Here is a 19,431-nt window from a genome sequence, read left to right on the forward strand (position 1 = left end):
CTGGCGCAGGCGTCAGCTGCGCAGCCCCAGCGCCGCCCGCGCCTCGGCGAGGAATTTGTCTTCCTGGTCGCGCGCGGGCAGGTTGGAGGCGATCTGCACCAGTGCCCGGTCGATGCTGCCGGGCACTTCCAGCGCCTCGTCGCAGAGCAGGCCGGCAATCGGGCCGAGGTAGTTCAGCGCGATCCGCTCGATGGTCGCCCGCTGCTCCGCGGACAGCCCCTGCACGTTGACGTTGGCTGCCGGCGCGGGCGGGCGCGCCGCAGCAGACGGGGCGGGGGCGGCACTGCCTTTTTCGAAGCCGCCCATCAGCCAGCTCAGCGACGCCTCGCCCAGCGACACGCGCGCCGCGCCCGCGGCGGCGGGGTCGGCCTGGAAGCGGGCGCGCCCGGCCGGCACCTTGGCCAGCAGCTGCACCGCCTCGTCGCTGCGATGACGGCTGAACACCACGTCTTCGATCTGGCCGCTGCGCAGCCGGATCGTGCACGAGTGGTTGTCCTCGGTGACGACGAAAAAGAAGCCCGACGCCTTCTGCAGCGCCAGCGCCTTCAGGTCGCGCAGGATCTCAATCAGCGGGCGGAACTCGTTGGCCATGCCGGTATGCCTCTATGCATTCGAGCGGGCGCGGGCAGGGTATGCCTCAGCGCTTGCTCAGTCGATCCATCGCCAGTCGGACGCTGTTGGAGAGGCGGGCGATCGCCCGCGCCAGCGTGCCGATCTCGTCCTTGAGGTTGACCTCGTCGATGGTGTGGTTCCACTTGCCCAGGCTCAGCTCCTCGGCCACTGCGGTGAGGTGCTGCACCGGCTTGAGCACGCGGGTCCAGATCAGCGCCGACTGCAGGCCCAGCAGCAGGAAGCACACCAGCAGGCCGACCGCGGCGATCCACAGCGACTGCCGCACGATCACGTTGTTGACGTCGCTGCGGGGATACGCCGAGACCAGCGAGAAACCCCAGTTGGGCACATCCTGACGGGTGATCACCCAATCGGCCGGCGCCGTGGCGACGATCTTCGCCATTGCGGTGGGGTCGGTGGTGGCGCCGGTCTTGGAGTGGAAGCGCAGTTTGCCCTTGGAGTCGAACAGGGCAATGAAGCCCGAGTCGAGCACGCGGCTCTCGCTGATCACGCGGTCGAGCGATTCCAGGTCGGTCTTGTAGCCGACATACCAGATGCCGATGGCGCTGGAGCCGCCGGCGGGATAGATCGGCTCGTAGCCGGTGACGTAAGGGTTGCCGAGGATGTCGACCACGCCGTAGAAGCTCTCGTCCTTGCGGATCTGCGCGATCACCGGTCCGCTCGGATCCAGGATGGTGCCGATGGCGCGGCTGCCGTCGTCCTTCTTGACGTTTGTGGAGACGCGCACGAACTGCTCGCCGGTGCGCGAGAACAGCGTGGCGGTGCCGTCCATGGTCGCGGTGACGCTGTCCACCAGCGTGAACTGGTTGCCCTGGGGCACGCTGCCCAGCAGCAGGTCGTTGACCTCGCCGTCGTGGCCGGGGACGGTGATCTTGCCGCCCACGCTGGCCGGCCCGACGGCATCGCCTTCCTTGCGCAGCAGGCGCATCGCGTTGTGCACGCGGTCGAGCATGATCGACCGGGTCACCGAGAACAGGCTCTGCAGGGCCGTGGTCTGGCGGTCGATTGCAGTGGAGGCCTCGGCCCGCACGCGGCTGGCCTCGGTGGTGGCCAGGATCAGCGTGACCGCGACGACCACGGCGAGCACAAGAGCGAGCACGGGCAGCAGCAGGCGAACCCGCAGCGAGTGACGAAGCATGACATTCCCCCTGAATGTGTGGCGTGCAACAGCCGCCGATCCATGCCGTCGACGGGTGGTCCGTCCCGGCCGGAACGCGACCGCAGCATGGCGGCTTGGCAGCGCAGTGCGAACGTAGCCCAAGCGCGTTGCAAATAGCCGTCCAGGCGCCTTCGCAATGCAGGCGGATCGTCGCCCGCGCGTGAAAATGTGCGCCAGATCACGCTTGCCGTCAGGGCGCTACGGCATCGCCTTGCAGTGGTGGTGACGGCCGCCTCGGCGTAAGGTCACCGGCACTGCGCGTCATGCCAGATGGACCTGGAGTCTTCATGCCCCCTGCAATCTGCCTCCTCATCGGCGCGGCGCTGACACTGGCCGCACTGCCTGCGGCCGGCGCATCGGCCTTGCCGCAGGATGGCTCGCCGCCGCCCACGACCGGCCAGGCGCTGCCCGGCGTCACCGTAACCGCGCCGTATACCCGCTCCCACGGCGGATACGTGGTTTCGGGCGACTTCCGGGTGGACGCGCGCATGCCCACGGTGGTGTTTCCCGCCCAGCCGCTGGTCAAGGACGACATACTCAGCGTGCAGCCGGTCCACCTCAACGACGACGAGTACCTGGTGCTGCAGGAATGCGCCTCGGCCGACTGCCGGCAGGCTCACGTGGTGCAGGTGTGGAATGCCGGCGGCGCGGTGGGGCGCGTGCACAACGGCGATGGCCGGGTATGGATCGCGCACGAGAACAAATACTTCCTGTGGATGCAGCGGATGCCGGTGATCCAGCGCGACTGCGCGCTGTGCGCCTCGCGCTTCCAGAACTTCCAGTCGATGAGTCCGCCGATGACGCTGATCCCGGTCGGCCAGGAGGTGTCGCGCAACCGGGCGCAGCTCCAGGCGCAGCCGCCGGTGGCAGTCCCGGTCACCGGGCAGGCGCACGAGGGAGCGACATTCGTGCTGCACTTCGAAGGTGGTGCGGTCGTGCGCGTGCGGCGCATGCACGCCGCGCGCTGAAGCGGTTGCCTCACTCCCGGCGTTGACGCGGCGGTGTCGTGGGCGCTGCGAGGGTGAGCGCCCATGACGATCCGTCTCCTCTTTCCCCCGGCCGGCCGCCCGGCCGATGCCCCCGCCAACCACCCGGAGCAGCCCATGTCGAAACTTGCCGACTTTCCCATCACCACGCGCTGGCCGGCGCAGCATCCCGACCGCATCCAGCTGTATTCGCTCAACACGCCCAACGGGGTGAAGGCGTCGATCATGCTGGAAGAAACCGGCTTGCCGTATGAGGCGCACCTGGTCGACATCACCAAGAGCGAGAGCCACACCGAGGCGTTCCTGGCGCTCAACCCGAACGGCAAGATCCCCGCGATCATCGATCCGGACGGCCCGCAGGGCGAGCCGCTGGCGCTGTTCGAGTCCGGCGCGATCCTGCTGTACCTGGCCGACAAGACCGGCAAGTTCATCCCCGCCGACGCGGCCGGCCGCTGGGAGACCATCCAGTGGCTGTTCTTCCAGATGGCCTCGATCGGCCCGATGTTCGGCCAGCTCGGTTTCTTCAACAAATTCGGCGGCAGGGAGATCGAGGACAAGCGCCCGCTGGAGCGCTACGTGAACGAGTCGATGCGCCTGCTCGACGTGCTCGACAAGCGACTGGCGGGGCGCCCGTGGCTGATCGGCGAGGCGTACACCATTGCCGACATCGCCACGGTCGGCTGGGTGAACAACCTGATCACGTTCTACGAGGCGCGCGAACTGGTCGACTTCGACAGTTTTACGCAGGTGGGCGCCTGGCTGACGCGGGCCATGGGCCGCCCGGCCGTACAGCGGGGGCTGAAGATTCCGAGCCGCGGCTGAGCGCTGGCGCCTCTCGCGGCCCCGCACTGGCGCCGTTTGCGCCGACGCCCCCGGACAAGAGTAGGCTCCGGCCAGCGCCGGGGGGCGTGCGCGGCACGAGGGGCACAACGTGGTCTTCAATTCGCTCGCTTTCCTGGCGTTCTTCGCGATCGTGCTCGCGCTGCATGCGATGCCGTTCTCGTGGACCACCCGCAAACTCAACCTGCTGATAGCCAGCTACCTGTTCTACGCAGCGTGGAACCCGCCGTTCGTGATCCTGCTGTGGATCTCCACGGTGGTCGACTGGTTCGCCGCGCAGAAGCTGGTGCACGCCGAGCGGCCGCTGATCCGCCGTGCCTGGATGCTGCTGTCGGTGGTGGCCAACCTGGGCATGCTGGCGTACTTCAAGTACGGGCACTTCCTGCTGGAAAACTTCAGCGCGCTGATGGCGACGGTGGGCGTGCACTACGTGCCGCCGGCGTGGGACATCGTGCTGCCGGTGGGTATCTCGTTCTATACCTTTGCCACCTTGTCCTACACGCTGGACATCTACCTGCGCCGGGCGCTGCCGGCGCGCAAGTTTCTCGACTACGCGCTGTTCGTCACCTTCTTCCCGCACCTGGTGGCCGGCCCGATCATGCGACCGACCGAGCTGGTGCCGCAGTTCGAGCAGCCGCGCCGTGGCACCGCCCGGCAGCTGCAGTTCGGCCTGGTGCTGATCACGCTGGGGCTGTTCCAGAAGGTGGTACTAGCCGACAGCTTCCTGGGCAAGGCGGCAGAGATGGTGTTCGACGGGCCGGGCGCACCGGGCGCGCTGGATGCGTGGATCGGCACGCTGGCGTTCAGCGGGCAGATCTTCTGCGACTTCGCGGGCTACTCCACCATCGCCATCGGCGTGGCGATGTGCCTGGGCTTCGCGATGCCGGACAACTTCCGCTTTCCGTATGCCGCGGTGGGCTTCTCCGACTTCTGGCGGCGCTGGCACATCACGCTGTCGTCGTGGCTGCGCGATTACCTGTACATCCCGCTGGGCGGCAACCGCCACGGCGAGGCTCGCACCTACATGGCGCTGATGGGCACCATGCTGCTGGGCGGGCTCTGGCACGGAGCGAGCTGGACATTCGTGGTGTGGGGCGGGCTGCACGGGCTGTACCTGTCGGTGGAGCGCCTGCTGCGGCGCAGGTTCGCCGGCTACCGACCCAGTCCGCTGGCGGTGCTCGGGCTGGGCCTGCTCACCTACGTGCTGATCAACGTCACCTGGGTGTTCTTCCGGGCGCGCAGTTTTGCCGGCGCATGGACGATGCTGCGCGGCATGGTCGGGACAAACGCCGTCGCACCGCCGATCCTGCCGACCATGTACCTGGTGACCACCGCGGTGATCGTCGCGGGCATCGTGCTGGCGCACTGGATCATGCGGCGGCGCACGCTGGAGTCGATGTTGCAGCAGGCGCCCGCGGTGCCGATGTCGCTGGCGCTGGGGGTAATGGCGTTCGCCGTGGTGACGGCACAGGGGGATGGCAATGCCTTCATCTATTTCCAGTTCTGACCCGGCCGGTGCGGCGCCCGTCCGTGCCGGCGCGGTGCCTCCCGGCGCGCCCCGGGTCGCCGATGCCGACCGCCCGGGCTTCGTGCGGCTTACCGCGTCGGATCGTCCCGGCATGGCCCAGCCGGTGCCCGAGCGGGACATTCCCGCGCGGGCATGGGGCCGGATCTGGCTGGGCGCGCTGGCCGTCGCGCTGCTGCTGCTGGGCGGGTGGGAGTGGCGCTGGCGCGCGTTCGGCGTGACTCCGGCCTACGCCAATTCCGACGGCCAGTGGGCCATGCAGCGCCGGCGCATCGACAACGGGGAAGGCCATGGGACGGTGCTGATCGGCTCCTCGCGCACGCTGTTCGACGTGCAGTTGCCGGTGTGGCAGCAGATGACCGGCGAGCGGCCGATCCAGCTGGCGCTGGAGGGCACCTCGGCGTTGCCGGTGCTGGAGGATCTGGCCGGGGATCCCAACTTCACCGGCAGGCTGCTGGTGGGGGTGACGCCGTCGCTGTTCTTCAGCGGCTTTGCCTACCGCGGCGCGGCCATTCGCAAGGCGCCGCGGGAGAGTCCTTCCCAGCGCATCGGCACCTGGCTGTCGATGCGCCTGTTCGAGCCCTATCTCGCCTTCGATGGCAATGACTTCGCGCTGGCCACGGTGATCAAGCGCCAGCCCTGGCCCGTGCGCGCCGGCACCCACCCGCGCCGAGAGGTGCGCAAGCTGGCCAACTTCGACTACGACCGCAACGGGCGGATGTGGTCGAAGCTGGTGACCGACCCCTCTTACCGCGAGCTGGCGCGTGGCATCTGGCTGCAGCAGATCAACGCGCCGCCGCCGCCGGGGTTCGAGACGCCGGCAAAGGCCGGCGCGATCGCGCAGCAGCAGATCGCGCGTGCAGTGGCTGCGGTGGCGAAATTGCGCGCCCGCGGCGTGCGCGTGGTGTTCCTGCGCGCGCCGGTCACGGGGCCGTACTACGCGTTCGAGCAGAGGGTCGCGCCGCGCGCGCAGAGCTGGGACGTGCTGCTGCAGCGTACCGGCGCGCCCGGCATCGAGTTCTCCGATTACCCCCAGCTGCAGGGGCTGGAGCAGCCGGAGTGGTCGCACCTGTCCGAACCGGCCGCGCGGCAGTTCACCGCCGCGCTGGTGCCGCTGGTGCAGGACGCTTTCAGCAAGCCGCTGCCGCAGACTCCGCCCCGGCCAGTGCCCTGACGTCGGCGGTGGATAGCGGCTTGCCGCCGATGGCCCAGTCGCCGCTGCGGACTTCCTCGATCACCGTCCAGGTGACGGCGCGCATCGCTTCGCCCTCCACCTCGACCATGGCGTCGGTCAACTTGCGAATGATCTGAGCCTTCTGCTGCGGCGAAAACACGCCTTCGATGACTTTCACGTTGATCAGGGGCATGACGGTTCTCCATGGACTGCGGCGGGGCGGAATGCCCTGGCGGAACGATGCGCTGCCGGTCGGGTGCCGTCCTGTCCGTGCGTCCCGGCAAGTTGCCCGGGCGTCGGGCGCGTTCGCCGGGTTGCTCTGGCGTCCGCGGATCCTGCCCGCGCGTCCGGCTCGCGCGCGGCGAGCCAGCGGCCACTTGGCGCTGGCGGGGCAGGCGCCCACAATCCATCGGCACGCCGCCGGAGGGTCGACGCATGACGACACAGCAGATGGCCGCAGCCATGCAGCGCATGCGCGACGTGCTGCAGCGCCGGCCCGAGCGCGGATTGCATGACGATACCGGCGCGGTGGCCCGATGGCAGGGCGATGCGCGGATCGCCTGCGACCACCCCAACGGCACGCAGCTGGTAACCGATATGCCCGTGGAGCTGGGCGGAACTGGCGATCACGCGACGCCCGGCTGGCTTTTCCGCGCGGCGCTCGCGTCGTGCGCGGCCACCCGCATTGCGATGGAGGCGGCCGCCTGCGGCATCGAGCTGACCGAGCTGGAAGTGCGCGCCGACAGCCAATCCGATGCCCGCGGCCTGCTGGGCATGCAAGCCCCCGACGGCCTGCCGGTGCCGTCGGCGCCGTGCGCGATGCAGATGCGCGTGCGCCTGCGCGCCGCCGGCGTGCCGGCCCCGACCCTGCAGGCGCTGGTGCGGCGCAGCCGCAGTTGCTCGCCGGTGCCGGCCGCGGTCGAACAGGCGCTGCCGCTGGACTGGCAGATCGACGCCGCATGATGGACGCGCTCTCCGAAACCCTGCGTGCCGTGCGCCTGGTCGGTGCGATCTTCATCAACGCGCGCTTCACCGCGCCGTGGTGCTACCAGTCGCCGCATGCCGACGCGGCCGCACCGCTGCTGGAGCCGCATGCCGAGCGCGTGGTGATCTTTCACCTGGTCACCGACGGCGAGTGCGTGGTGGAACTGGCCGGGCAGGCGCCGCTGCGGCTGGTGGCCGGCGACGTGGTGATGTTTCCGCAGGGCCACGCGCACCGCATGGCGTCGGGGCCGGGGCTCACGCCACCGCGCGGCGCGCGGCTGCAGGACGTGCTGGCGCGCCGCCCGCTGAAGCTGCTGCACGGCGGTGGTGGCCGACCCACCGGACTGGTGTGCGGCTACCTCGCCTGCGACGCGCGGCTGGCGCGCATGCTGCTCGGCGGCCTGCCACCGCTGGTGCGCGTGAACGTGCGCGGTGGCAACGCCGGTGCGTGGCTGGAGGCTTCGCTGCGCTAAGCGATCGCCGAAGCGCGCTCGCCGCGCCCGGGTGGCGCCGGCGTGCTGGCCAAGCTGGCCGAGCTGCTGTTCATCGAGGTACTGCGCCTGACGATGCACGAGCAGGGCGCCGGTCGCACCGGCTGGCTGGCGGCCGCGGGCGACCGCATCGTCGGTGGCGCGCTCAACGCCCTGCACCAGCAGCCGGCGCACGCGTGGACGCTGGAGGAACTGGCGCGCGCCGCGGGTACCTCGCGCTCCGTGCTGGCTGAGCGCTTCACCCAGCTGATGGGCAGCTCGCCGATGCAGTACCTGATGCAGTGGCGCATGCTGCTGGCGGCCAACCTGCTTTGCCGCAGCAACGTGCCGCTGGCGCGGATCGCCGAGGACGTGGGCTATCGCACCGATACCGCCTTCAGCCGCGCGTTCCGCCGCGAGTACGGCGCACCGCCCGCCACCTGGCGGCGCAGCCAGGTGCAGTCGCTGCACGCGCGCTGAGGCACCGCGCGACGGCAGCCATGCTGCGTCCACCCTATCCCGCGTCGCGGGTTCCATGCCTCAATCGCGTCTGGTCCGTCGCAGGGGTAATCATCATGAAGTCCAACCGTCGTAACCGGGTGCCTCGCTGCGCTCGCCTGGTCTGCGGACCGCTGTTCGGCTGCACGCTGTGGGCCGCGGCCGCGGGCGCGACCGGTGCGGTCACGCTGTCACCGCAAACGCTGGGCTTTGTCAGCCACGCGCAGCCGCTCATCGCGATCACCCACGTTCGGGTAATTGACGGCACCGGCGCGCCGGCGCGGGAAAACCAGACGGTCGTGCTGAGGGACGGCCGGATCGCCGCGCTGGGCAGGCATGTCCGCGTCCCGAAGGAGGCCACCGTCATCGACGGCAGCGGCAAGAGCCTGATCCCCGGCCTGGTCGGCATGCACGACCACATGTTCTATCCGGCGCCGAAGGTGAACCCGCAGGCGAAGGTGGCGATTTATCCGGAGCAGCCGTCGAGCTTTCCCAAGCTCTACCTGGCCGGCGGCGTCACCACCATCCGCACCACCGGCAGCACCGAGCCGTACACCGACCTGGAACTGAAGAAGGCGATCGACGCAGGCCTGATGCCCGGCCCGAAGATGCACACCACCGGGCCCTACCTGGAGGGCAAGGGTGCGCTCGGGCCGCAGATGCACGAGCTCACCGGCGCGGACGATGCGCGCGCCACGGTGGAGTACTGGATGGACGAGGGCGCCACCTCGTTCAAGGCCTACATGCACATCACCCGCGCCGAGTTGAGCGCCGCCATCGCGGCGGCGCACGCCAGGGGCATCACCGTCACCGGCCACCTGTGCTCGATCGGCTTCACCGAGGCCGCCGACCTGGGCATCGACGATCTCGAGCACGGCCTGGTGGTGGATACCGAATTCACCGCGGGCAAGCAGCCCGACGTGTGTCCGGATACCAAGGCCGCCTCCGCGCACCTGGCCACGCTCACCGTCGACAGCCCGGAGATCCGCCAGCTGATCCGCCACCTGGTGGACAAGCACGTGGCGGTCACCTCGACGCTGCCGGTGTTCGAGACCTTCGTGCCCGGGCGCGCGCCGGTGGATCAGCGCGTGCTGGACGCGATGTTGCCGCAGACGCGCACCGAGTACCTCGCCACGCGCGAGCGCGTGGCGGCGCAGAAGGATTCGTCGTGGCCGGCGCTGTTCAAGCTGGAGATGGATTTCGAGCACGCCTTTGCAAAGGCCGGCGGCACGCTGCTGGCCGGCCTTGATCCCACCGGCTTCGGCGGCGTGATCGCCGGCTACGGCGACCAGCGCGAGGTGGAGCTGCTGGTGGAGGCGGGCTTCAGCCCGCTGGAGGCGATTCGCATCGCAACGCTCAACGGCGCGCGCTTCCTGGGTGAGGAAAAATCCATTGGCTCGATCGAAGCAGGCAAGGTGGCCGACCTGGTGCTGATCGACGGCAACCCGGCAAGCAACATCAAGGACATCGAGAAGGTAATCACCGTGTTCAAGGATGGCGTGGGCTACGACCCGGCGAAACTGGTGCAGGCGGCGAACGGGACGGTGGGGTTGCGGTGATCGGTCTGCCGCCGTGATGTCTGCGGTCGGCTAGCGCGCCAGCGGCTCCGTTTGGTCGCTGGCGCCCGCGCGTGGACGAATCGAGCATAGCGGCGCAGTACGCTGCGAGGCAGGCGCGCGATGATCTGAGGCCGGACGCCCGCGCATGCCGGACGGCGCGCTGCGGCGAGCCTGCGCGATCAGCAATCCGCGCCACCGGTCGCTGGAGCGGCGGTATGAGGCGCCGGGATCGACGGCACGCGCTGCCGCCATCACCGCAACCTTGCCCGCATTCCGCCATGGCCTGCCCGTGGTTTTGCCGCCACGGTCGCGGCATGCTCGCCCCCTTTGCCGCGATGGACCGCCCCCATGCAACGACTCCCTGGCCTGGACACGCTGCGTGCGGCCGCGATTGTCTGGGTGATGCTGTTCCACTCCTGGGTCGTCGGCGGGCTGGGGCCACACTTCGGGTGGCTGTCGCGTTACGGCTGGGTGGGCGTGGACATCTTCTTCGTGCTCAGCGGCTTCCTGATCGGCGCTCAGGTGCTGGCGCCACTGGCGCGCGGCGAGTGGCTGGATCTGGTGGACTTCTACCAACGGCGGGCTTACCGCATCGTGCCGGCCTTTGCGGTGGTGCTGGCGCTGTACGTGTGGGCGCCGGCGGTGCGCGAGTTCGAGGGGCTGGCGCCGTGGTGGCAGTTCGCGACGTTCTCGCTGAACCTGCTGATCGACTACAACGCGCAGCCGGCGTTCTCGCACGCGTGGTCGCTGTGCGTGGAAGAGCACTTCTACGTGCTGTTTCCGCTGCTGGCGATGGGGCTGGCGCGGTGGCGGTCCGGCGCGGCACTGAAGGGCGTGGCGCTGGCGTTGGTGCTGGGCGGCATCGCCGTGCGTACCACGCTGTGGCTGCACGACCGTGCGCTGGACCCGCCGCGCAACTGGTACATCGAGGATCTTTATTTTCCTACCTGGTCGCGGCTGGATGGGCTGCTGACCGGTGTGCTGCTGGCCGCGCTCAAGGTCTTCCGGCCGCAGCTGTGGACTCGCGCCCAGGCGCACGCCACGGTGGCGATGTGGGGCGGGCTGGTGATGCTGGCGCTGGCGTTCTGGCTGTTCCGCGATCGCCTCGCGTGGCTGCCCAACGCGTTCGGCTGGCCGCTGCTGTCGGCGGCGATCGGCCTGCTGGTGTTCGCCGCGGCGGGGCCGGGCAGCGCGATCGGACGCTGGCACGTGTGGGGCGCACGCCCGGTCGCAAGCATCTCGTACAGCCTCTACCTCACGCACAAGATCGCCTTCCATCTGGTGCAGGTGGGCTGGGGCGAGCGCCTGCACGGAATCGCCCTGTTCGGGCTTTACGCGCTGGCGGCGCTGGCGGCGGGCGGGGCATTGCACCTGCTGGTGGAGCGACCCGGGTTGCGCCTGCGCCAGCGGCGCGCCGCGCAGCGCGCGATCCCCGCCGCGGCGTAAGTCGCCCGGCCGGCGTCGTCCGGCAGAACGCGCAGCGCGTGCCATCGCGGTCGACAGCACGGGCCGGCACCGCCAAGATGCCCGCCAGCCCCGACTGCCGATGGAAACCATGACGATCACTCTCGCCATTCTCGCCGTGACCTGCGTTGTCTCGTTCATGGCGCTCAACAACGCCAAGCTGATGAACGACCTGCTGTTGTGGCCACCGGCCATCCAGCGCAGCCGCGAGTACTACCGGCTGGTCACCTATGGCTTGGTGCATGCCGACTTCGGGCACCTGCTGTTCAACATGCTCACGCTGTTCTTCTTCGGTCGGGCGATGGAGCCGTTCTACGCCTCGCGGCTGGGATCGCTGGGTTTTCTGCTGTTCTACATGGGCGGGCTGGTGGTCTCGATCCTGCCGACTTATCTGAAGAACCGCAGCAACGCCAGCTACCGCAGCCTGGGGGCATCCGGCGCGGTGTCCGCGGTGCTGTTCGCCTATGTGTTGCTGGCGCCGTGGTCGCGCATCTACGTGTTCGTGCTGCCGCTGCCGGCGATCATCTACGCGGTGCTCTACACCGCCTATTCGATCTACATGGACAAGCGCGGGCAGGACAACGTCAATCACAGCGCGCACCTGTGGGGCGGCGCCTATGGCGTGGCTTTCACGCTGTTGATGGAGCCGCGCGTGCTATCTCACTTTCTCAATGCGCTGGCCCATCCCGGAGCCGGCTGACAAGGAGACCCCGTGCTCGCCGCCCATGCGCCCCTCTTCATCGTGCTCAACAAGGCCTCCGGGCATGGCGACGCCAGCGAGGTCGAGCAGTCCATCCGGCGCAGCCTGGACGACGCCGGTCGCACGTTCCGGATCCTGCGGGTAGACGATCCCTCGCAGCTCGGTGAGCTGGCCGATCAGGCGGTGGCGCTGGCGCGCGAGCAGGATGGTGCGGTGATCGTGGTCGGCGGCGACGGCACCATCAACGCGGTGACCCAGGCGGTGCTTCCCGGTCAGGTGCCGTTTGGCGTATTGCCCCAGGGCACCTTCAACTTCTTCGGACGCACACACGGCCTGCCGCAGGGCGACGCCGGGAAAGGCGTGCGGGAACTGCTCGAGGCGGACGAGCAACCGGCGCAGGCCGGGCTGGTGAACGGCCGCGCCTTCCTGGTCAACGCCAGCCTGGGTCTGTACCCGTCGCTGCTGGAACAACGCGAGGGTGCGAAACAGCAGTTCGGGCGCCATCGTCTCGTCGCGCTGGGCTCGGGGCTGCGCACGCTGCTTCAGCGGTTTCCGCGATTGCGCCTGCGCATGCGCGGCGATGCGCCGGCCGGCGAGTTGAGCGCAATGACGCTGGTTGTGGGCAACAACCGTCTGCAGCTGGAGAAGATCGGCATCGAGCAGGCCAGCGCGGTCGAGCGGGGGCGCCTGGTCGGCATTGCCGTGCGTCCGGTGGGACGGCTGTCGCTGGTGTGGATGGCGATACGCGGGCTGCTGGGACATCTGGGCGACTTCGATCGCGTGGACAGCTTTGCGTTCGAGGAGCTGACGGTGGACCTGCCGCGTCGTCGCCGGATCAAGGTCGCGCTCGACGGCGAGATCTGCTCGCTGGACCTGCCGCTGCGCTTCTCAGTCGCGCCGCAATCGCTGCGGCTGCTGGTGCCCCGTAACGCGGAGCCGGAGCAGGCGGCTTGAGCGTGCTGCTGCATATCTCCGATCCGCACTTCGGCACCGAGCGGCCGGAGGTGGTCGACGCACTGCTGCGACTGGCCGGGCAGCTGCAGCCGGAGCGGGTGATCCTGTCCGGCGATATCACCCAGCGGGCGCGTGCTGCGCAGTTCGCGGCGGCGCGGGAGTTCGTCGATGCGTTGCCGGCGCCCGCGCTGGTGATCCCGGGCAACCACGATATCCCTCTGTTCAACCTGTGGGCCCGGCTGGTTTCGCCGTACGCGGGTTTTCGTTGCGCCTTCGGGCCGGCGCTGGAGTGCGAGTGGTCGACGCCGCAGTGGCTGGTGATCGCGCTCAACACCACGCGCTGGTGGCGCCACAAGGACGGTGAAGTGTCCGGCAGCCAGTGCCGCCGCGTCGCGCAGCGCCTGCGCCAGGCTGCGCCCGGCCAGGTGCGCGTGGTGGTGACGCACCAGCCGTTGCTGGCGATCCGCGAGAACGACGTCGCCAACCTGCTGCACGGACATGCGCAGGTGGCTCCGGCATGGACCGAGGCAGGTGCCGACCTGCTGCTGGGCGGGCATATCCACCTGCCCTACGTGCGCCCCCTGCGCAAGGCCTATCCGCAGCTTTCCCGCGAGTCCCACGTGGTGCAGGCGGGTACGGCGGTATCGCGTCGTGTACGTGGCGACGTGCCGAACTCGGTCAACGTGCTGCGGCGCGAAGGGGCAGCCGATTGCGTGGTGGAGCGCTGGGATTACGACAGCGCGGAAGGACGCTTCATGCTGCACGGCCGCCACGCTCTGCCTGTCTCGCGTTGAAACGCATGCGGCACCTGCCCATGACAGTGTTGCGGCCCCGCGCAATACTGGACGTGCATCCACCGCAACGCCGTCGGCGCTCGCGCATGGCTGTCCGGCATCGAAGCACGACGTTCCGTTTTCCGCAGGAGAAATGACGCATGGCAACGACCCGCACGTCCGCCGCGAAGAAATCCGCGGCAAAGAAGAAACCCGCCGCCGCCAAGTCCGCCAAGCCGTCGGGCGCTGTGGCCAAATCCACGGGCAGCAAGTCCGCAGCGAAGAAGCCGGCAGCGAAGAAGTCCGTAGCGAAGAAGCCGGCATCACGGGCCGCCGCCAGCACCAGGGCGGCACCGACAAGGGCCGCGCCAAAGAGGGCTGCAGGCAAGAAGGTTGCGAAGAGCGTCCCCGCGAAGAAGGCGGCGACGAAAAAAGCAGCGCCGAAAAGGACTGCCGCAAAGAAGGCCGCCGTGAAGTCCCCGGCGACAAAGCAGGCCGCCGCAAAAAAGCCGGTCGCAAAAAACCCTGTTGCGAAGAAGGCGGCTAAGAGTGCTGCCTCGAAAAAGGCCGCGCCCACCCGGGGCAGCACCGGGAAACCGGCTGCCGTAAAGCCCGTGACCAAGCAGTCGGCTGCCAAGAAATCTACCGCCGGGAAAGTCGCCACCAGCAAGGCCAATGGCAGGGCGCCGACCAAGCAGCCCGTGGCAAAGAAGGCCCCCGCCAACTCCGGTAACCCGGTCGCCAGCCGGCGCCCCGCTCCGGCCGGAGCGTCCGGCAAACCCGCTGCGCGCAAGAGCGGTGGCCCCAGCAGCGCAAGCGCAGGCAAGACGCGCGGCACGTCGTCCCGCGAGACGCCGGTCAAGCACATCAGTCCGGAGGAGGCCGTGGCGCACATCCAGGCGCTGCTCGATGCCAAGCACGAGCGTGACCGCCAGGGTCCGCAATGGCCGGGTGCCGCACAGCAGGCGCATCCGGACGGCAGCACCCAGGCTGGGCCGGAAGTTCCTGCTGCCCCGACCGCGCCGGACAACCTCGCCCACGAGCGGGGCAGCAAGCGCGACAAGGGCTGAGCACGGCGTCACGGCAGATCAGGGCGGGTTCATCGGCAGGGGCTAGCGTGCAAGGCCTGAGTCCCGATGAACCCGTCCCCGACGACGGGTGGAGAACCCCGATCATGAAGAAGATGCTGGCAGGCGTGGCTCTGGCCGTGGTCGCCTCGGCACTGGGCGGATGTTATGTGGCGCCGGGCTACAGCTACGTGCGCGACGGCTACGGCGGCGATGCGTACTACGGCCGCGGCCCCACCACCGTCTATGACGACGGTTACTACGCTCCCTCCTATTACGGTTATGGCGGCTACGGCGGGTACGGGTATCCCGGCGGCGTCAGCATCGGCATCAGCAGCGGGTGGTACGGCGGCTCGTACGGTTATCGTCACCGCGACTACCGCTATGACCGCAGGCACGACTGGGACCACGATCGCCACGACGGTGACCACGGCCGCGGCCGTGATCACGACGGTGACCGCGACCACGGTTGGCACCCGAACCGTGGCGGCTATGACGGCGGTGGGCGCGGACATGACGGCCACCGCGAAGGCAGCAGCACCGGCCGGGTCGGGTATGGCGGCAGCCGCCGGAGTCAGCCGGTGCAGGACCGCAGCGCGGCACGCGACCACGGCAGGCGCATCCGCGGCGACGACCGCCGCTGACGGGTCTGCCGGCAGAAAGGCCAGCGCTTTTGGCGCTGGCCTTTTTTTGTCTGCGGCCCGGCGACATGCGACGTATCTGCGAGAGCCGATCAGGCGTGATTGGCGTTATCGCCGGTTCGCGCTGACCGCAGCCCTGACGTCGCGCGCCGCAGGCAGTGGGCTGCTAGTGCGTTTCAGGTCGTCCACCGGTGGACGACGGATGCCGCTCCACCGCTGGCGTGCCGGGGCGCGCGGTCTGTGCGCCGGGCGGCGTGCCGGATCCGTGCCACGGCCGGTGTGGCGGCCCTTGTGGTTGCTCCGACGCCGGCCTTCCGTGCTTGCCGTGGCGCTGGGGATAGAACGGACGATCGCGATAGTGCTCGCTCCAGTAGCGTTCGATGTCGAACCTCACGATCGGGACGCTCTCGGGCACGCCGCATGGCCGGATCGCTTGCACGTCGCCACCAACCCGGCATGCGAGCAACCGGCCGGCGACCCAGCCGCGCCGGCCGCGCGAGGTCACATCGCACCATGCCCGCCCCTGTGTGCAGCCATGGATGACCAACGGCCCATCGGATGCGGCCAGGGTGGCGAGCTGCGGATAGTCGACGCCAGGCCCCGCACGGAGGTGGACTCTGGCGGTGGGGTATCCCGCTATGCCGCCCTGCGCCAGCGCTGCCCCCATCAGCAGGAGCAGGCACCACGCGGCATGGCGTCCGCGCGCCGACGCCGGAGCGGGCGGCGGGCGTGTGTCTTCGACCGCGTGCGCGTGGCGGCGGATCACCGCAGTACCGGCGCCACGAACTGGCGCAGCTGCGCCGCGCTCAGGGCGCCGCTCTGCCGCGCGATCTCGCGCCCCTCACGCAGCAGCACCAGCGTGGGAATGGAGCGGATGGCGAAGCGCTGCGCCAGCGCCGGGTTGGCTTCGGTCTCCACCTTGACCAGCCGCATGCGCGGCTCGAGCTCCTTCGCGGCGGCGGCGAACACGGGTGCGAAGCCGATGCACGGGCCGCACCACGTGGCCCAGAAGTCCACCAGCACTGGCAGGTCACCGCGGCCGGCCACGGCATCGAAGGTTGCCGCGTCGAGCGCCACGGGGTGGCCTCCGAACAGCGGCTGGTGGCAGCGCCCGCAGCTTGGGTGCTGGCCGATGCGTTCGGCGGGTACCCGGTTCAGCGCGCGGCAGTGCGGGCAGGGAACGGCAAGAGGGGAGGTCATGGCGTGGTCCGCGAGGAGGTCCAGCCCCCTAGATGATGGCCGTCGCCGTCGGCACAAGGCCCGCCGGGTGCCCGTGCCACGCGTTGCCCGATCGCTCAGGGCGCGGCGGCCAGCGCCGCGCGCACCGCGTTCTCGATGGCCTCGTAGCCGCCTTCGCCGATGTGGGTGTAGACCACGTGGCCGCTGCGGTCGATCACGTACTGCGCCGGCCAGTACTGGTTGTGCCAGTTGTTCCAGGTGGCGTAGCCGTTGTCCTGCGCCACCGGAAAGGTGATGCCCAGGCGTTTGACCGCGGCCAGCAGGTTGCCGGTATCGCGCTCGGCCGCCAGCTCCGGCGTGTGCACGCCAACCACCACCAGGCCCTGGTCGCGGTACGCTGCATCGAGCGCTTTCACCTGCGGCAGCGCGTGCAGGCAGTTGATGCATTCGAAGGTCCAGAAATCCACCAGCACCACCTTGCCGCGCAGAGCGGCGGTGGTCAGCGGGGGCGAGTTGATCCACCGGTTGATGCCGGCGAAGGCAGGCGCGGCGTCGCCGGGCGCGAGCGCGGTCTGCGCGGCGGCCGGCAGGGCGGCCAGGGCCGCAAGCAGGATCAGGATCGGACGGAGCAGGGAGCGCATGAGTGGCATCTCGAAGAGGCGGCCGACGGCCGCGTTGCCTGTCATACGACGGCCACGGCCCGCCGGTTACCCGACGGGCCGTAACGACGACGCTCGACAGTGCCTCACTTCACGCCGTACAGCGCCTCCACGTCCTGGCGCAGCTGCGCCTGGCTGTCCGGGCGGGCGTAGAACATGTGGCCGCCCGGATAATTCTTCACCTGCACGCGCGTGGGGTCACCCATCGCGGGCATCTGGTCGACGATCAGCTGGGACACCATGAACGGGCACGACAGGTCATCCCAGCCGTGTGCGATCAGCACGCGCAGGCCCGGATCGTTGGCCACCGACTCGCGCAGTTCGTTCACCGAGCCGCGGTTGGCGTCGTCGTCCTGGTGCCACAGGCGGTTCACCTGGTAGCTCAGCGCGTTGTAGCGGGCGTCGATCTTCCAGCCCACGGTCTTGGTGACGAAGTTGACCATCGCGGTGGTGGTGGGCGCGATGATGCCGTTGAGGATCGGGTCGCCGGTCTGCTGCTGGGGCGCATAGGGGAACGGGTCCCAGGCGGTGACGTTGGAGTCGTAGCGGCTGCCCAGCTTGCCTTCGGCGCGGTAGATCTCGCGCAGGTAGGCCTGGGTTTCGATGCGGCCGCCGGAGCGCCGCACGAAGACCGGATCCAGCCCGGTCAGTTCGGTGACCTTCTTGACCATCGCCTCGGTGGCGGCAGGATTGCTGCGGCCCTGCATCAAGGTGGTGGCGTACTCGCCGCGCGTATACGCCACGATCGGCGCCATCGCCTCGGCGCTGAGCTTGTGCTGGCGCTCCAGGTTGGCCGCTGCAATCGAGGGCAGGGTGAGCATCCACGGCAGCGGCGAGACGTTCTCGTCGTCGGAGGCGGCGGGGTCGAGGTAGGGCGACACCAGCACCACGCCGTTCATCGCCACGCCCAGCTGGGTCTGCAGGTAATCGGTGACGCGCGGGCCGCGGAAGCCGCCGTAGCTCTCGCCCACCAGATATTTGCGCGAGTCCATGCGGCCGTTCTTGACCAGCCAGTCGTAGACGATGCGCGAGAGGTATTTGATGTCGGCGTCGGTGCTGTAGAACAGCTCGGTGGCTTTCTTGTCGTCCACCAGCGCGCGGCTGTAGCCGGTGCCGACCGGATCGATGAACACCAGGTCGGTGAAGCCCAGCCAGGTGCCGGGGTTGTCGTGCAGCGTGGCGGGGTCGGAGGGGTTGGCACCCTCGACGCCGAAATTTACCCGCTTCGGTCCGATCGCGCCGAGGTTGAGATACACCGAGGAGGCGCCAGGGCCGCCATTGAGCGCGAAGGTGACCGGACGGTCCTTCCCGTCCATCGTGTAGGCGGTGAACACCACCTCGCCGGTGACCTCGCCCTTGTCGTTGCGCACCGGCAGCGAGCCCACGGTGACCGTGTACTTCAAGGTGCGGCCGTCGACCTGGGCAGACTGCACCACGTGCGCGTCGGCCGGCAGCGGCGGCAGGTGGAAATCCTTGTCGGCGACGGCGGGTGCGTCGGTGGTGGCCGGCTTGTCGGCAGCCACGGCCAGCGTGGTCGTGCCGAGAGTCAGCGCGGCAAGCAGGGCCAGCGGGAGGGCATTGCGCACGGGGAAGTCCTGAAGCGGAAAGTCCCCGACCGTAGCGGCCGGGGCACCCGGGCGACCGTGCAGGAAGTCATGGCCCCGACCAAGGTCCGGGCGACCACCTCACTTGATGTCGACCAATTCCACGTCGAACACCAGCGCCGCATTCGGCGGAATGTCGCCGCCCGCGCCGCGGCTGCCGTAGCCCATGGCCGAGGGCAGCAGCAGGGTGCGCTTGCCACCCACCTTCATGCCGACCACGCCCTCGTCCCAGCCCTTGATCACCTGGCCGCCACCGAGCGGGAAGGTAAAGGTGTCGCCGTGGTCGTACGAGCTGTCGAACTTCTTGCCGTGGTGGTCCTTGGCGTTGGCGTCGTACAGCCAGCCGGTGTAGTTCACCTCCACCGTGTCGCCGGACTTCGCCGTGGCACCGGTGCCGACGGTCTGGTCGATCGTCTGCATGGCGGGGATGTCAGTGGCGGCGGTGGCGTTGCCGGAGGGGCTGGAGCAGGCGGCGAGCAGCAGCGGAAGCAGGCAGAGCAGACGGCGCATGGGCGAGGACTCGCTGGTAAGTGAGCCGGCATTGTAGCCGGCGCCGCCGGTA

22 protein-coding genes are annotated in these 19,431 nt (G+C 69.3%); 14 read left to right on the forward strand and 8 right to left on the reverse strand.

Features of this window, described 5'->3' with window-relative positions:
* Positions 1 to 12 precede the first annotated feature (12 nt).
* Positions 13 to 591 carry a DUF8082 domain-containing protein gene (locus VFG40_RS10810; protein WP_324897360.1) on the reverse strand — a complete coding sequence of 193 codons (579 nt, stop codon included), beginning with the start codon at positions 589 to 591 and terminating at the stop codon, positions 13 to 15.
* Positions 592 to 637: 46 nt separating this feature from the next.
* Positions 638 to 1,771: a Cache 3/Cache 2 fusion domain-containing protein gene (locus VFG40_RS10815; RefSeq protein WP_324897361.1), complete on the reverse strand. Its 1,134-nt coding sequence runs from the start codon at positions 1,769 to 1,771 to the stop codon at positions 638 to 640.
* A 308-nt stretch (positions 1,772 to 2,079) separates the two neighbouring features.
* Between VFG40_RS10815 and VFG40_RS10820 the strand changes: the two genes are divergently transcribed.
* The 4 genes from VFG40_RS10820 to VFG40_RS10835 all read left to right on the forward strand — a co-directional run bounded on the left by VFG40_RS10820 (position 2,080) and on the right by VFG40_RS10835 (position 6,317).
* On the forward strand, positions 2,080 to 2,760 hold the full coding sequence (locus VFG40_RS10820) for a hypothetical protein (RefSeq protein WP_324897362.1): 681 nt from the start codon (positions 2,080 to 2,082) through the stop codon (positions 2,758 to 2,760).
* 135 nt (positions 2,761 to 2,895) lie between these two features.
* The gene (locus VFG40_RS10825; protein ID WP_324897363.1) at positions 2,896 to 3,600 is read left to right on the forward strand and encodes a glutathione S-transferase N-terminal domain-containing protein; all 705 of its coding nucleotides are present in this window, start codon (positions 2,896 to 2,898) and stop codon (positions 3,598 to 3,600) included.
* Positions 3,601 to 3,709: 109 nt separating this feature from the next.
* Positions 3,710 to 5,125, forward strand: coding sequence for an MBOAT family O-acyltransferase (locus VFG40_RS10830; RefSeq protein WP_324897364.1), 1,416 nt, complete (start codon positions 3,710 to 3,712; stop codon positions 5,123 to 5,125).
* 112 nt (positions 5,126 to 5,237) lie between these two features.
* On the forward strand, positions 5,238 to 6,317 hold the full coding sequence (locus tag VFG40_RS10835; protein ID WP_324897365.1) for a hypothetical protein: 1,080 nt from the start codon (positions 5,238 to 5,240) through the stop codon (positions 6,315 to 6,317).
* On the opposite strand, the gene VFG40_RS10840 is transcribed toward VFG40_RS10835, so the two are convergent.
* Positions 6,274 to 6,510 carry a tautomerase family protein gene (locus tag VFG40_RS10840; protein WP_324897366.1) on the reverse strand — a complete coding sequence of 79 codons (237 nt, stop codon included), beginning with the start codon at positions 6,508 to 6,510 and terminating at the stop codon, positions 6,274 to 6,276. The two genes, VFG40_RS10835 and VFG40_RS10840, sit on opposite strands and share 44 nt — an antisense overlap.
* Before the next feature lie 242 nt (positions 6,511 to 6,752).
* Between VFG40_RS10840 and VFG40_RS10845 the strand changes: the two genes are divergently transcribed.
* The 10 genes from VFG40_RS10845 to VFG40_RS10890 all read left to right on the forward strand — a co-directional run bounded on the left by VFG40_RS10845 (position 6,753) and on the right by VFG40_RS10890 (position 15,430).
* Complete coding sequence (locus VFG40_RS10845; protein WP_324897367.1) at positions 6,753 to 7,280, forward strand: OsmC family protein; 528 nt, start codon at positions 6,753 to 6,755, stop codon at positions 7,278 to 7,280.
* Entirely contained in the window at positions 7,277 to 7,774 is a 498-nt protein-coding gene (locus tag VFG40_RS10850; RefSeq protein WP_324897368.1) for a cupin domain-containing protein, read from the forward strand. Before VFG40_RS10845 ends, VFG40_RS10850 begins: the two co-directional genes overlap by 4 nt.
* A gap of 42 nt (positions 7,775 to 7,816) precedes the next feature.
* Complete coding sequence (locus VFG40_RS10855; protein ID WP_324897369.1) at positions 7,817 to 8,251, forward strand: helix-turn-helix transcriptional regulator; 435 nt, start codon at positions 7,817 to 7,819, stop codon at positions 8,249 to 8,251.
* Positions 8,252 to 8,346: 95 nt separating this feature from the next.
* Positions 8,347 to 9,828, forward strand: a complete 1,482-nt coding sequence (locus VFG40_RS10860) for an amidohydrolase family protein (protein ID WP_324897370.1) — start codon at positions 8,347 to 8,349, stop codon at positions 9,826 to 9,828.
* 348 nt (positions 9,829 to 10,176) lie between these two features.
* A complete protein-coding gene (locus VFG40_RS10865; RefSeq protein ID WP_324897371.1) occupies positions 10,177 to 11,274 on the forward strand; it encodes an acyltransferase family protein in 1,098 nt (365 codons plus the stop codon).
* Positions 11,275 to 11,383: 109 nt separating this feature from the next.
* On the forward strand, positions 11,384 to 11,992 hold the full coding sequence (locus tag VFG40_RS10870) for a rhomboid family intramembrane serine protease (RefSeq protein ID WP_324897372.1): 609 nt from the start codon (positions 11,384 to 11,386) through the stop codon (positions 11,990 to 11,992).
* A 12-nt stretch (positions 11,993 to 12,004) separates the two neighbouring features.
* Positions 12,005 to 12,946, forward strand: coding sequence for a diacylglycerol/lipid kinase family protein (locus tag VFG40_RS10875; protein WP_324897373.1), 942 nt, complete (start codon positions 12,005 to 12,007; stop codon positions 12,944 to 12,946).
* 2 nt (positions 12,947 to 12,948) lie between these two features.
* Positions 12,949 to 13,740: a metallophosphoesterase family protein gene (locus tag VFG40_RS10880; protein WP_324897421.1), complete on the forward strand. Its 792-nt coding sequence runs from the start codon at positions 12,949 to 12,951 to the stop codon at positions 13,738 to 13,740.
* 140 nt (positions 13,741 to 13,880) lie between these two features.
* Positions 13,881 to 14,789 (forward strand): hypothetical protein, encoded by a 909-nt coding sequence (locus tag VFG40_RS10885; RefSeq protein ID WP_324897374.1) that lies wholly within the window; start codon positions 13,881 to 13,883, stop codon positions 14,787 to 14,789.
* A 104-nt stretch (positions 14,790 to 14,893) separates the two neighbouring features.
* Positions 14,894 to 15,430, forward strand: a complete 537-nt coding sequence (locus VFG40_RS10890; RefSeq protein WP_324897375.1) for a hypothetical protein — start codon at positions 14,894 to 14,896, stop codon at positions 15,428 to 15,430.
* 163 nt (positions 15,431 to 15,593) lie between these two features.
* On the opposite strand, the gene VFG40_RS17845 is transcribed toward VFG40_RS10890, so the two are convergent.
* From VFG40_RS17845 to VFG40_RS10910, 5 genes are all read right to left on the reverse strand, one after another.
* Positions 15,594 to 16,094 carry an SH3 domain-containing protein gene (locus tag VFG40_RS17845; RefSeq protein WP_414649288.1) on the reverse strand — a complete coding sequence of 167 codons (501 nt, stop codon included), beginning with the start codon at positions 16,092 to 16,094 and terminating at the stop codon, positions 15,594 to 15,596.
* 95 nt (positions 16,095 to 16,189) lie between these two features.
* On the reverse strand, positions 16,190 to 16,627 hold the full coding sequence (trxC, locus tag VFG40_RS10895; protein ID WP_324897376.1) for a thioredoxin TrxC: 438 nt from the start codon (positions 16,625 to 16,627) through the stop codon (positions 16,190 to 16,192).
* A gap of 95 nt (positions 16,628 to 16,722) precedes the next feature.
* Positions 16,723 to 17,247: a redoxin family protein gene (locus VFG40_RS10900; protein ID WP_324897377.1), complete on the reverse strand. Its 525-nt coding sequence runs from the start codon at positions 17,245 to 17,247 to the stop codon at positions 16,723 to 16,725.
* Between the two features lie 104 nt (positions 17,248 to 17,351).
* On the reverse strand, positions 17,352 to 18,851 hold the full coding sequence (locus VFG40_RS10905; RefSeq protein WP_324897378.1) for a S10 family peptidase: 1,500 nt from the start codon (positions 18,849 to 18,851) through the stop codon (positions 17,352 to 17,354).
* Between the two features lie 99 nt (positions 18,852 to 18,950).
* Positions 18,951 to 19,379 (reverse strand): FKBP-type peptidyl-prolyl cis-trans isomerase, encoded by a 429-nt coding sequence (locus VFG40_RS10910; protein ID WP_324897379.1) that lies wholly within the window; start codon positions 19,377 to 19,379, stop codon positions 18,951 to 18,953.
* Positions 19,380 to 19,431: the final 52 nt, after the last annotated feature.

Origin of the sequence: Dyella sp. (genome assembly GCF_035685805.1) — a bacterium.
GTDB lineage: Bacteria > Pseudomonadota > Gammaproteobacteria > Xanthomonadales > Rhodanobacteraceae > Dyella_A.